General features: G+C 68.6%; 12 protein-coding genes. 4 read left to right on the forward strand and 8 right to left on the reverse strand.

Going from position 1 to position 12,023, the window contains the following annotated elements; translation table 11 throughout:
• Positions 1-4: 4 nt before the first annotated feature.
• The 6 genes from KV106_RS26860 to pncB all read right to left on the reverse strand — a co-directional run bounded on the left by KV106_RS26860 (position 5) and on the right by pncB (position 7,929).
• A complete protein-coding gene (locus KV106_RS26860) occupies positions 5-1,543 on the reverse strand; it encodes an MFS transporter (RefSeq protein ID WP_261213651.1) in 1,539 nt (512 codons plus the stop codon).
• Between the two features lie 128 nt (positions 1,544-1,671).
• Positions 1,672-2,853 carry an MFS transporter gene (locus KV106_RS26865; protein WP_261213653.1) on the reverse strand — a complete coding sequence of 394 codons (1,182 nt, stop codon included), beginning with the start codon at positions 2,851-2,853 and terminating at the stop codon, positions 1,672-1,674.
• The gene (locus KV106_RS26870; protein ID WP_261213655.1) at positions 2,850-4,211 is read right to left on the reverse strand and encodes a DNA recombination protein RmuC; all 1,362 of its coding nucleotides are present in this window, start codon (positions 4,209-4,211) and stop codon (positions 2,850-2,852) included. The genes KV106_RS26865 and KV106_RS26870 overlap by 4 nt, the downstream gene beginning before the upstream one ends.
• Before the next feature lie 42 nt (positions 4,212-4,253).
• Positions 4,254-5,234, reverse strand: a complete 981-nt coding sequence (locus tag KV106_RS26875; protein WP_261213656.1) for a 2-hydroxyacid dehydrogenase — start codon at positions 5,232-5,234, stop codon at positions 4,254-4,256.
• 12 nt (positions 5,235-5,246) lie between these two features.
• Positions 5,247-6,656 (reverse strand): sodium:proton antiporter, encoded by a 1,410-nt coding sequence (locus KV106_RS26880; RefSeq protein ID WP_057590413.1) that lies wholly within the window; start codon positions 6,654-6,656, stop codon positions 5,247-5,249.
• A 52-nt stretch (positions 6,657-6,708) separates the two neighbouring features.
• Positions 6,709-7,929 (reverse strand): nicotinate phosphoribosyltransferase, encoded by a 1,221-nt coding sequence (pncB, locus tag KV106_RS26885; protein ID WP_261213660.1) that lies wholly within the window; start codon positions 7,927-7,929, stop codon positions 6,709-6,711.
• 192 nt (positions 7,930-8,121) lie between these two features.
• On the opposite strand from pncB, the gene KV106_RS26890 reads away from it, so the two are divergent.
• Together KV106_RS26890 and KV106_RS26895 are read left to right on the forward strand one after the other, a co-directional pair.
• Positions 8,122-8,355, forward strand: coding sequence for a CsbD family protein (locus KV106_RS26890; protein ID WP_057590415.1), 234 nt, complete (start codon positions 8,122-8,124; stop codon positions 8,353-8,355).
• Positions 8,356-8,405: 50 nt separating this feature from the next.
• Positions 8,406-8,813, forward strand: coding sequence for a hypothetical protein (locus tag KV106_RS26895; RefSeq protein WP_057590416.1), 408 nt, complete (start codon positions 8,406-8,408; stop codon positions 8,811-8,813).
• Positions 8,814-8,871: 58 nt separating this feature from the next.
• On the opposite strand, the gene KV106_RS26900 is transcribed toward KV106_RS26895, so the two are convergent.
• Positions 8,872-9,327, reverse strand: a complete 456-nt coding sequence (locus KV106_RS26900; RefSeq protein ID WP_093343058.1) for an acyl-CoA thioesterase — start codon at positions 9,325-9,327, stop codon at positions 8,872-8,874.
• A 246-nt stretch (positions 9,328-9,573) separates the two neighbouring features.
• Here KV106_RS26900 and KV106_RS26905 point away from each other — a divergent pair, with 246 nt between their 5' ends.
• A complete protein-coding gene (locus KV106_RS26905) occupies positions 9,574-10,128 on the forward strand; it encodes a phasin family protein (RefSeq protein WP_057590418.1) in 555 nt (184 codons plus the stop codon).
• Between the two features lie 155 nt (positions 10,129-10,283).
• Positions 10,284-11,042: a 3-hydroxyacyl-CoA dehydrogenase gene (locus KV106_RS26910; protein WP_057590419.1), complete on the forward strand. Its 759-nt coding sequence runs from the start codon at positions 10,284-10,286 to the stop codon at positions 11,040-11,042.
• Here the strand turns inward: KV106_RS26910 and KV106_RS26915 are convergent.
• Positions 10,990-11,937 (reverse strand): YihY/virulence factor BrkB family protein, encoded by a 948-nt coding sequence (locus tag KV106_RS26915; protein WP_057590420.1) that lies wholly within the window; start codon positions 11,935-11,937, stop codon positions 10,990-10,992. The genes KV106_RS26910 and KV106_RS26915 overlap by 53 nt on opposite strands.
• Positions 11,938-12,023: the final 86 nt, after the last annotated feature.

Consider the following 12,023-nt stretch of genomic DNA (forward strand, 5'->3'; position numbering starts at 1 on the left):
GACCTCAGGCGCGGGCCGGCAGCGCGGCGGCGCGCGGCCTGACGCCGAGCAGCAGCCCGGCCGCCAGCAGGCCGGCCAGCCCGGCACAGGCCACGGCCGCATGGAAGCCCCCGGCCAGCGCACCCGACACCAGGCCATGGGCCAGCGAAGGATCGAGCGCGCCGAGCGCGGCGGTGTCGTGCCGCGCCACGGCGGCCACCGCCATCTCCTGCGCGCGCGCCGCCGACAGGCCGCCGTGCTCGAGCGCGGTGGCCAGTAGCGCGGTGGCGCGGCTGCTCATCAAGGTGCCGAGCAGCGCGATGCCGATCAGCATGCCGGCCTGGCGCAGCGCATTCATCGTGGCCGAGGCCATGCCCGAGCGCTGCGCCGGCACCGAGGCGATCACCGCCGTGCTGGTGGCCGGCACCGCCAGCCCCGTGCCGGCGCCGAGCACCACGAACAGCAGCGCGAGCACCACGTAGGGCGTGTCGGCCGCCAGCAGCGTCATCGCGAGCATCGCGGCGCCGATCAGGCCGTAGCCCGCCACCATCAACGCGTGGACGCCGTGGCGCCGCGACAGCCGGCCGAACTGCGAGGACACGATGCCGGTCGCGACGAACTGCGGCACCATGCGCCAGCCGGTGTCGGTGGCCGACCAGCCCTGCACCTGCTGCAGGAACAGCGAGAAGAAGAACAGGCTCGCGTAGGCCGAGAAGCCCAGCACGAAGGACGCGAAGTTGGTGACCGAGAAGCGCGCGTCCCGGAACAGGCCCAGCGGCAGCAGCGGCCGCTGCACGCGCGCCTCCACCGCCAGGAACAGCACCAGCCCGAGCGCCGCCAGCGCCAGCGACACCGTGGTGCGCCCCGACAGCCAGCCGTGCTCGCCGGCCGCGATCAGCCCGAAGGTCAGCGCGCCGAGCCACAGCACGCTGAGCACCTGCCCGGCCGGATCGAGCGCCGCATGCTCGGGGTGCGAAGTCTCGCGGATGCCCCAGAGCCCCAGGCCCACGGTCAGCAGGCCGATCGGCAGGTTGATCAGGAAGATGCTCTGCCAGCCCGTGTGGTCCACCAGCAGGCCGCCGAGCATCGGCCCGAGGATCAGCGAGATGGCGGTGAACGAGGACCAGCCGCCGATCACGCGCGCGCGGCTCGCCGGCTCGGGAAAGGCATGGGCCAGGATCGACAGCGCGCCCGGGATCAGCAGCGCGCCCGCGATGCCCTGCACCGCGCGGCCGGCCAGCAGCGTGCTCAGGGTGCCGGCCATGGCGCACATCGCCGAGCCGATGGTGAACACCACCACGCCGGCCAGCCAGGCGCGCTTGCGGCCGTAGCGGTCGCCCAGCGGCCCGGCCGAGAGCATGAAGGCCGACAGGCACAGCGCGTAGATGTCGATCACCCACTGCAGGCCCGCGAGGTCGGTGGCGAGCGCGCGCTGCAGGGTGGGCAACGCGACGTTGACGATGCTCACGTCGAGCGTGGCGATGAAGCTGCCGAGATAGACCGCGGCGACGAGCGCGAGCCGGCGGCGCGGATCGTCGATCGCCGCCCGGGATGGGGAGTCCATGGGACCGCCTTCGGGATTCGTTGAGGAGGCGGCGATACTGACTTCAAGTCACTATCTTGTCAATCAGATGAGAATTGATCTTATTTGGATCAGGGTTTCCTGGAAGCCGGCAGTGGCTTCGGGACCGTTCAGGCCCCCTCCTCCCGCACCTTCAGGCCCCAGGTCGCGCGCGCGCCGAGCGCCACCACCCCGCCCACGACCCAGAACACGCCGCCAATGCCGATCAGCGCGCCCAGCGAGCCGAACAGCATCGGCATCGCCACGCTCGAGGCATTGATGGTCATCAGCCGCAGCCCCAGCGCCTCGCCATGGCGGCTGTGCGGCGTGATCTGGTGCAGCATGCTCATCACCATCGGCTGCACCGCGCCGAGCGCGAAGCCCAGCACCACCGAACAGACGCCCATGCTCAGGGCCGAAGGCAGCAGCGGATAGACCAGGAAGACGCCAACCGTGACCAGGGTCGAAACGAAGATCACGCTGCGCTCGGAAGCGCGCGAGGCGATCGCCGGCAACACGATGCGGATGACGGCCGCCGCGATCGCGAAGGCACCGAGGATCGAGCCGATCACCGAGGCGCTGATGCCGCGCTCGTGCCCGAGCACCGGCAGCACGAAGGCATGCACGTCCCAGCTCGAGGACTGCAGCCAGTTCACGAACAGCAGGCGGCGGAACATGGGTTCGCGCAGCAGGTCCCAGGCGCGCGTGCGCGCGGCGCCGGGCGGCGGCGGCGGCGTGGGCGGCGGCTCGTGAGCACCGCGCGCCATCAGCCAGCACAGCACCGGCAGCAGCGCCATGGCGGCGAAGCAGACGCGGAAGGCCAGCATGTCGGCCGCCGCGCGGCCCGCATGGTCGATCAGCAGCCCGGCCAGGAACGGGCCGACGAAGTTCGCCACCGCGGGCGCGATCGCGAGCCAGCTGAACACCCGCTTGAGCTCGGTCGGCGTGGTGGCAGAGCGGCCGACGTGGCGCTGCAGCGCGATCACGGTCGCGCCGGTGGCGCCACCTGTCAGCAGCGCCGCCACGCACATGGCCGGAAAGACCGGGAACGCCCAGACCAGCCCCGCGCCCAGCGAGGCCGCGATCACCGACAGCAGCAGCGGCCGCTTGAAGCCGTGGCGGTCGGCGAAACGCCCGGCCGGCAGCGCGAGGAAGACCTGGGTCAGCGCGAACAGCGCGATCAGCACGCCGATCGCGGCCGCGCTGTAGCCCTGCTGCAGCGCCAGCAGCGGCGTGGCCAGCCGCATGCCGGCCATGGTGGCGTGGAGGCAGACCTGCGCGCCGATGACGCGCAGCAGTTCGCTGCCCTTCACGGCTTGCCGCCGGTGTCGGGGTCCGCGTCGATGCCTTCGGCGCCCGCGGCCAGCGGCGGCAGCAGCGCCTGCGCCTGGCCCTCGGGCAGCGCCTCGACCTTGCGCAGCGCCAGGCGCATCTGCCTGGCGCGCGTGTCAGCCTTGTCGAGCGTGTCGGAGGCCTTGGCCACCTGTTCCTTCACGCGCTCGACCCACTCGCCATAGCGCTCGAACTCGGTCTTGACCGCGCCCAGCACCTTCCAGACCTCGGAGGCCTGGCGCTCGAGCGCCAGCGTGCGAAAGCCCATGTGCAGGCTGTTGAGCATCGCGAGCAAGGTGGTCGGCCCGGCCAGCGTCACGCGGTGCTGGCGCTGGATCGCGTCCATCAGGCCCGGACGCCGCAGCACTTCGGCATAGAGGCTCTCGACCGGCAGGAAGAGGATCGCGAAATCGGTGGTGTGCGGCGCCGCGAGGTAGCTCTCGGCGATGGACCTGGCCTCGGCGCGGATGCGCGCCTCGAGCGCCTTGGCGGCGAGCTCGGCGGCACCCGCGTCGGCCTGCTCGTGGGCCTCGATCAGGCGCTCGTAGTCGTCGCGCGGAAACTTCGCGTCGATCGGCAGCCAGACCGGCGCGCCCTCGTCGCCGCGGCCCGGGAAGCGGATCGCGAAGTCCACCCGCTGCCCGCTGCGCGGCTTGGTCTCGACCTGGCGCGCGTACTGCTCGGGCGTGAGCACCTGCTCGAGCAGCGCCTCGAGCTGCACCTCGCCGAAGATGCCGCGCGTCTTCACGTTGGTCAGCACGCGCTGCAGGCTGCCGACGCCGACCGCCAGCGCCTGCATCTCGCCCAGCCCCTTGTGCACCTGCTCGAGCCGCTCGGCCACCTGCCGGAAGCTCTCGCCGAGGCGCGCCTCGAGCGTGCTCTGCAGCTTCTCGTCGACGACCTTGCGCATCTCGTCGAGCTTGGCGGCATTGCCCTGCTGCAGCTGGGTGAGCTGGCTCTCCATCGTGGCGCGCACCTCGGCGAGGCGGCGCGCGTTCGATTCGGACAGGCCCTGCAGCTGCGAGGCCAGCGTGTTCTGCAGCGCGGCGAGCTGCAGCGCGAAGGCGTCGAGCTGGGCGTTCTGCGTGCGCGTGGCCTCGGCGCCCTGCATCACCAGCGACTGCTGGAAGGTGGCGAAGGCCTGCGCCGTCTCCTGTCGCGCGCCACGCGAACTCTCGGCGATCTCGCGGCGCAGCTCGCGCTCGGTGCGCGCGTGGGCGGCGAGCAGCTCGCCATGATCGGGCGGTGGCTGCCGGCGGGCGAGCAGCCAGACGAGGAGCACGAGCTGGATGGCGGCCACGGCCGCCAGGGCGAGAAGAAGCAGATCGGTGAGTTCCAAGGGGATCGCGGGGCGCTTTCTTTCTTTTTCGTTCGGCGCCGCTTACCTGGCGGCCACAGGCGTGACCGGCGTCAATGGGCCCTTGCCGCCGAAGAAGGCGATCAGGTTGTCGGCCGCGAGCCCGGCCATGGCCTTGCGCGTGGGCACCGTGGCGCTCGCGATGTGCGGCGTGAGCACGACGTTGGGCACGGTCAGCAGGTCGGGGTGGACCTTGGGCTCGCCCTCGAACACGTCGAGCCCCGCGGCGGCGATGCGCTTGTCGCGCAGCGCCACGGCCAGCGCGGCATCGTCGACGATGCCGCCGCGCGCGATGTTCACCAGCGTGGCGGTGGGCTTCATCAGCGCGAGTTCGGCGGCGCCGATGGTGTGGTGCGAGGCGGCCGAGTACGGCACCACCAGCACCACGTGGTCGGCGCTCTTGAGCAGCTCTTCCTTGCTCGCGTAGGTGGCCTTGCACTCGGCCTCGAGCGAGGCGTCGAGTCGCGAACGGTTGTGATAGATCACCTTCATGCCGAAGCCGTGCGCGCCGCGCTTCGCGATGCCCTGCCCGATGCGGCCCATGCCGATGATGCCCAGCGTGGCGCCGTGGATGTCGGAGCCCGCGAACATGTCGTAGCTCCACTTCTGCCACTTGCCGGCGCGCAGGAAATGCTCGCTCTCGGCGATGCGGCGCGCGGTGGCCATCAGCAGCGCGAAGCCGAAGTCGGCGGTGGTCTCGGTCAGCACGTCGGGCGCGTTGGTGCCGACCACGCCGCGCGCGGCCATCGCGTCGACGTCGAAGTTGTTGTAGCCCACGGCCATGTTGGCGCAGATCTTCAGGTCGGGGCAGGCATCGAGCAGCGCCGCGTCGATGCGCTCGCTGCCGGTGGTGAAGGCGCCCTGCTTGCCCTGCAGCTTCGCGGCGAGCTGCTCCCTGGTCCAGCTCTCGTCGGACTGGTTCGACTCGATCTCGAAATGCTGCGCCAGGCGCTCGAGGGTCTCGGGGAAGATCGCGCGGGCGACCAGGATCTTGGGCTTGCTCATGGGCTTGTCTCGCTAGCGGAAGAAGAGGAAGGTGGTGAGGACGAACAGCGGCAGCAGGATGGCCATCGACCAGGCCATGTAGCCGAAGAAGCTCGGCATGCGCACGCCGCGACTCTCGGCGATGGCCTTGACCATCAGGTTGGGCGCGTTGCCGATGTAGGTGTTGGCGCCCATGAAGACCGCGCCGGCCGAGATGGCCGCGAGCGTGGTCGCGTAGGTGGTCATCAGCGCCGCGGGATCGCCGCCCGCGGTGTTGAAGAACACCAGGTAGGTCGGCGCGTTGTCGAGGAAGGAACTGAGCGCGCCCGTGGCCCAGAAGTACATCGCCGGGTCGGGCTGGCCGTCGGGCCGCGTGACCGCCGAGACGACGGCGCCGAACGGTCCCTGCGTGCCGGCCTTGAGCATCGCGATCACCGGGATGATGGTCAGGAAGATGCCCGCGAACAGCTTGGCGACCTCGGCCATCGGGCCCCATTCGAACTGGTTGGCCTGGTGCACCGACTTCGCCGTGATCTTCAGCGAGACCAGCGTGATCGCGATCAGGCCGACATCGCGCAGCAGGCCCGGCAGGCCGACCTCGGTGCCGGCCACGTCGAAATGCACATCGGATTTCCAGAAGCCGCTCACGAGCACCAGCGCCACCACGCCCGCGAGCAGCCAGAAGTTGGCGGCGCCGTCGAAGCCGATGCCCGGCGTGTCGGGCGTGGGGTCGACCGGCAGGATGCCTTCCTTGCGGTAGTAGTGGCGGTCGATCAGGTAGAACAGGACCAGCAGCACGCCGAGCACGAACATCGTGTCGGGCAGGATGTTGCGCGCGGTCCAGAAGAAGTCCACGCCCTTGAGGAAGCCGAGGAACAGCGGCGGATCGCCCAGCGGCGTGAGCGAGCCGCCCACGTTCGAGACGATGAAGATGAAGAACACGACCACGTGCACCCGGTGCACGCGGTTGTCGTTGGCGCGGATCAGCGGCCGGATCAGCAGCATCGACGCGCCCGTGGTGCCCATGAAGCTCGCGAGCACCGCGCCGATCGCGAGGATGGCGGTGTTCAGGCCCGGCGCCCCGTGCAGGTTGCCGCGGATGTGGATGCCGCCGGCCACCGTGAACAGCGCGGTCAGCAGCACGATGAACGGGATGTACTCGGCCACCAGCGCATGCATGAGCTGCGTGCCCGCGAGCGCCGGGCCGTGCAGTGCCGCGAAGGGCAGCAGGAAGGCCAGCGCCCAGGCCGCGGAGACCTTGCCGTAGTGGTGGTGCCAGAAGGACGGCGCCAGCAGCGGCATCAGCGCGATCGAGAGCAGGATCCCCGCGAACGGCACGCCCCACAGCGGCGACAGCGAACCGCCGTCGAAATCCGCGGCCAAGGCCGGCCCGGCAACGAGCAGCGGCACCATCGCCGCCACGAGACGCATCGATTTTTTCATGGGGCCGTACCGTACCAGAGCCGGGCCCCGCGGCGGACCGCGTGAACCCGCATCAGGCGGCAGGCTGCTCGATCTCGAACACCTGGCGCAGATAGGCCAGGTATTTCTCGTCCTCGCACATGTTCTTCGACGGGGTGTCCGAAAGCTTGGCCACCGGCTGGTCGTTGCAGCGGATCATCTTGATCACGATCTGCAGCGGCTCGTAGCCCAGGTCGTTGGTGAGGTTGGTGCCGATGCCGAAGGCCAGCTGGCAGCGGCCGCGGAACTGCTGGTAGAGCTCGATGGTGCGCGGCACCGTGAGGCCGTCGCTGAAGATCAGCGTCTTGGTGCGCGGGTCGACGCGGTTCGCTAGGTAGTGCGCGATCATGCGTTCGCCCCACTGGAACGGATCGCCGCTGTCGTGGCGCGCGCCGTCGAACAGCTTGCAGAAGTACAGGTCGAAGTCGCGCAGGAAGGCGCTCATGCCGTAGACGTCGGACAGCGCGATGCCCAGGTCGCCGCGGTACTCGCGCGCCCAGCTCTCGAAGCCGAAGATCTGGCTGTCGCGCAGCCGCGGGCCGAGCGCCTGGCAGGCCTGCAGGTATTCGTGCGCCATGGTGCCCAGCGGGATCAGCCCGAGCTTCATCGCATAGAGCACGTTGCTGGTGCCCGCGAGCTGCGGCAGCCGGCCGCCGGGCTGCGAGTTCGCGGGCGGCGAGGTCACCGCGCCGAGCCGCGCGTTGAGGGTGCGCAGCACCTCCTCGTGCCAGTCCTTCGAGAAGCGGCGGCGCGTGCCGTAGTCGGCGATCTTCAGGTCGCCGAGGCCGGCTTCCTGCAGCTGCGAAATCTTGGTCTCGAGCCGGCGGCGGCCCTCGTCGAGGTCGGGGCGCTTCTGCGTGTTGCGGAAGTAGACCTCGTTGACGATCGCCAGCACCGGGATCTCGAACAGGATGGTGTGCAGCCACGGCCCCTGGATGCGGATCTCGAGCTCGCCCGAGGGCTGGGGAATGATGTTGATGTACTTCTCGTTGAGCCGGAACAGGCCCAGGAAGTCGATGAAGTCGCTCTTGATGAAGCGCATCGAGCGCAGGTAGGCCAGTTCGGCATCGCGGAACTGCAGCGAGCAGAGGCTGCGCACTTCCTCGCGGATCTGGCTGGCGAACTGCGCGAGGTCGACGCCGGGATTGCGGCACTTGAAGCGGTACTCGACGCGCGCCCCCGGGAAGTGATGCAGCACGACCTGCATCATGGTGAACTTGTAGAGGTCGGTGTCGAGCAGGCTGTGAATGATCATGGTGCGGCGCGCGTTGTCTCTCGGTCGTCCCGGCCCGGAGTTTTCTCGGGCATCGCTCGATTATCACGGCCCCCGTCGGCCTGTGCCTACGGACCCTGCCCAGCACGTCCTACCGCTGGGGTGAATGCGCCTGGAGACAGTGTTTTCACGGCGGCGAAATGACCGCCGAATCAACCTCTCAAGGAGATTCGCATGAACAAGGACACCATCGAAGGCAACTGGAAACAGCTCAAGGGCAAGGTCAAGGAGCAGTGGGGCAAGCTGACCGACGACGACTTCGACGTCATCGCCGGCAAGCGCGACCAGCTGCTGGGCCGCATTCAGGAACGCCACGGCATCAGCCGCGACGAGGCCGAGAAGCAGGTCAAGGACTGGGAATCGCGCGACGGCCGCACGCCCGACGCGCTCTGGTTCGAACGCTACTGACGGGTGTCCTGACGCCCCCTCCCTCATCCATCGACCAGGAGAACTCCAAAATGAAGAAACATCTGCTCATGCTCGCGCTCGCCTCCACCTGCTTCGTCGCCACCCAGGCCGGCGCCCAGATGAACAAGGACGAGCACAAGGTCGCCAAGGAAAAGATCGAGGCCGACTACAAGGTCGCCAAGACCCAGTGCGACACGCTGAAGGACAACGCCAAGGACGTCTGCCAGAAGGAAGCCAAGGGCAAGGAGAACGTTGCCAAGGCCGAGCTCGAGCAGCAGTTCAAGCCCAGCGACAGCAACGCGCGCAAGGTGGCCGAGGAAAAGGTGAAGGCCACCTATGAAGTCGCGAAGGAAAAGTGCGACGACCAGACCGGCGATGCCAAGTCCGCCTGCGTGAAGCAGGCCAAGGCCGACGAGGACAAGGGCAAGGCCGACATCAAGGCGATGGCCAAGAAGTAAGCCGCGTCTCCGACCTCGCAACGACGGCGCCCCCAGGGGCGCCGTTTCTCTTGGGGGCTCAGGCCCGCAGCGAATCGACCACGCGCTGCAGCGCTTCGGGCAGCGGCACCGGCCGCTGGGTCGTGCGGTCGACGTAGACATGCACGAAATGCCCCTGGGCCGCCGCGGTGTCGGCACCCTGCGCGAACAGGCCGACCTCGTAGCGCACGCTGGACCGCCCGGCCTGCGCCACGCGGATGCCGGCCTCCACGGTCTGCGGGAAGGCCAGCGGCGCGAAGTAGTTGCACTGGGTCTCGACCACGAAGCCGATGGTCGAGCCCTGGTGGATGTCGAGGGCGCCGCGCTCGATCAGCAGCGCATTCACCGCCGTATCGAACCAGCTGTAGTAGACGACGTTGTTGACGTGGCCGTACATGTCGTTGTCCATCCAGCGCGTGGGAATGCTGCGGAAGACGGGGTAGCTGGCGCGCGGCTGCGGCACGGGCTTGGGGCTGGGAGAGGCGGGCGTCGTCATCGCGCGAGATTCTGCCAGCGGCCTTGGCCGGCTCCGGGCGACTGCGCGACACCCATGGTCGCCATCGGCTTTCAAGGGCGGCCGGCCTGTTTTAGAAAGCCTCTTCTAAATTGCTGCAAAGCAACAAAAACCTCTTGCCCGGAGATTTCAGCTGCCTATACTTGAGCCCATGCTGCACCGCAACAAAGACGACGAGGCGCAGCGCAACGTGAATAGACCAACCATCATCCCTTCCGGAGATTCCAAATGGCCCTGACCGCTGACCAGATCCTCGCCGCCCAAAAAGCCAACCTCGAAACCCTGTTCGGCCTGACCACCAAGGCTTTCGAAGGCGTCGAGAAGCTCGTCGAACTCAACGTGACCGCCTCCAAGGCCGCCCTGTCCGAAGCCGCCACCACCGCCCAGGCCGCCCTGAGCGTGAAGGACGCGCAAGAACTGCTGACGCTGCAAGCCAGCCTGTTCCAGCCCCTGGCCGAGAAGACCGCCGCCTACAGCCGTCACCTGTACGAAATCGCCCAAGGCACCGGCGCCGAATTCACCAAGGCCTTCGAATCGAAGGCCAGCGAAGCCCAGCAAGCCTTCGTCGGCCTGGTCGACAGCGCTTCGAAGAATGCCCCCGCCGGTTCGGAAACCGCCGTCGCCGTGCTGAAGAGCGCCGTCGCCGCCGCCAACAACGCTTTCGAATCGGTGCAAAAGGCCGTCAAGCAAGCGTCGGACGTCGCCGAAGCCAATTTCAACGCCGTGTCCACGCAAGCCGTCGCCGCTGCCAAGACCGCGACCGCTTCGTCGCGCAAGCGCTAAGCCGCCGACCACCACCAGTTGTCTCCTTGGGTCCTCACGGATCCAATTCAGGGCCTCGTCTTCGGACGGGGCCTTTTTTTATGCGCGCGCCGAAACGGTCGCGCACCGGGGCGTCTTCGATAATGCAGTGCTTTTCTTCCTCAGGAGACTCCTACATGCAGATCGACGGCAAGGTTTTCATCGTGACCGGTGGCGCTTCGGGCCTCGGCGAAGGCGCGGCGCGCATGCTGGCCGGCAACGGCGCCAAGGTCGTCATCGCCGACATGCAGGCCGACAAGGGCGAAGCCGTCGCGCGCGACATCGGCGGCGTGTTCGTGAAGTGCGACGTGAGCCAGGAAGCCGACGGCCAGGCCGCGGTGGCGGCCGCGCTGCAGCTCGGCAAGCTGGTCGGCCTGATCAACTGCGCCGGCATCGCGCCGGCCGAGAAGACCGTGGGCAAGAACGGCCCGCACGCGCTGGCGGTGTTCAGCAAGACCGTCACGGTCAACCTGATCGGCAGCTTCAACATGATCCGGCTGGCCGCCGACGCGATGAGCAAGAACGAGCCCGAAGCCACGGGCGAACGCGGCGTGCTGATCTCGACCGCCTCGGTCGCGGCCTACGACGGCCAGATCGGCCAGGCCGCCTACAGCGCCTCGAAGGGTGGCGTGGTCGGCATGACGCTGCCGATCGCACGCGACCTGGCGCGCAACGGCATCCGCAACATGACGATCGCCCCCGGCATCTTCGGCACGCCGATGCTGTTCGGCATGCCGCAGGAAGTGCAGGACGCACTCGCCGCCAGCGTGCCCTTCCCCTCGCGCCTGGGCACCCCGGCCGACTACGCGAAGCTCGCCAAGCACATCATCGAGAACGACATGCTCAACGGCGAGGTGATCCGGCTGGACGGAGCGATTCGACTCCCTCCCCGCTGACCGAGGACGGCCGCACGCGGGTGCTGCCGGTGCGGTCCAAACGCTCGTAGTTCGCGATCACCTGGGCGCCCAGCAGCACCAGCGTGGCCGCGATCTCCAGGCTCAGCAACACCACGATCGCCGTGGTCAGCGAGCCGTAGACGACGTTCACCTGCGACAGCGTCGAGAAATACCAGATCAGGATCCGCCGCGTGGCCTCCCACAGCAGCGCGGCGGTGATGCCGCCCAGCAGCGCATGGCGCAGCGACATGCGCCCGGCCGGCATCACGAGGTAGAGCGAGGTCAGCATGAAGATCTCGCCGCCCAGCCCCAGCAGGTACAGGAGCAGCCCCGACACGCCGGACAGCGACCAGCTGCGCCCGAGCAGGTCGACGCTCTCCTGCCCCACCAGCTGCAACGCGCCCGACACCAGCGTGACCAGCAGCAGCCCCACGCACAGGCACAGGATGTAGACGTAGGGCATGGCCACCGACACCAGGAAATGGCGTTTGTGGTCGGCCTTGCGGTGATGGAAGATCACCGCCATCGCACTCTCGAGCACGCTGAAAGCCAGCGAGCTGAAGAAGATCATCGTCACCAGCAGCACCGGCCCGAGCACATCGCGGTGGTCCAGGAAGCTCGACAGCTCGGCCACGATGGCCTTCGACTGCCCCGGCAGCAGCCATTCGAGGTAGCGGCCGATGGTGCGCAGCAGCTCGGCCTGGTCGATCACATGCGACAGCGCGATCACGCTGACGATCAAGAGCGGCACGATCGACAGCAGCGCGTAATAGGCCACGGCACCGGCCAGCAGCAGCCCCTGGTTGGCGCGGAATTCTTTCAGGGCCTCCCAGCCGAAGCGCAGCGGGTGGCGCAGCAGCGGGGCGGCGTGTTTCAGCGGATTGAGCGTCGTCATGCGGGCGGGATGGTCGGTCGCCGCCAGTATGCCGCCGGGTCGCGGGGGACCCGCGGCTTGCGTATGATTTGCCGCTCCCCGCCTAC

The sequence above is a fragment of the Variovorax endophyticus genome (genome assembly GCF_025376855.1).
Classification (GTDB): domain Bacteria; phylum Pseudomonadota; class Gammaproteobacteria; order Burkholderiales; family Burkholderiaceae_C; genus Variovorax.

What these genes read in the sequence shown, in the direction of transcription:
- KV106_RS26860 (WP_261213651.1), bottom strand. Translation starts at nt 1,543, where the DNA reads ATGGACTCCCCATCCCGGGCGGCGATCGACGATCCGCGCCGCCGGCTC.
- KV106_RS26875 (WP_261213656.1), bottom strand. Translation starts at nt 5,234, where the DNA reads ATGAGCAAGCCCAAGATCCTGGTCGCCCGCGCGATCTTCCCCGAGACC.
- KV106_RS26880 (WP_057590413.1), bottom strand. Translation starts at nt 6,656, where the DNA reads ATGAAAAAATCGATGCGTCTCGTGGCGGCGATGGTGCCGCTGCTCGTT.
- pncB (WP_261213660.1), bottom strand. Translation starts at nt 7,929, where the DNA reads ATGATCATTCACAGCCTGCTCGACACCGACCTCTACAAGTTCACCATG.
- KV106_RS26890 (WP_057590415.1), top strand. Translation starts at nt 8,122, where the DNA reads ATGAACAAGGACACCATCGAAGGCAACTGGAAACAGCTCAAGGGCAAG.
- KV106_RS26895 (WP_057590416.1), top strand. Translation starts at nt 8,406, where the DNA reads ATGAAGAAACATCTGCTCATGCTCGCGCTCGCCTCCACCTGCTTCGTC.
- KV106_RS26900 (WP_093343058.1), bottom strand. Translation starts at nt 9,327, where the DNA reads ATGACGACGCCCGCCTCTCCCAGCCCCAAGCCCGTGCCGCAGCCGCGC.
- KV106_RS26905 (WP_057590418.1), top strand. Translation starts at nt 9,574, where the DNA reads ATGGCCCTGACCGCTGACCAGATCCTCGCCGCCCAAAAAGCCAACCTC.
- KV106_RS26910 (WP_057590419.1), top strand. Translation starts at nt 10,284, where the DNA reads ATGCAGATCGACGGCAAGGTTTTCATCGTGACCGGTGGCGCTTCGGGC.
- KV106_RS26915 (WP_057590420.1), bottom strand. Translation starts at nt 11,937, where the DNA reads ATGACGACGCTCAATCCGCTGAAACACGCCGCCCCGCTGCTGCGCCAC.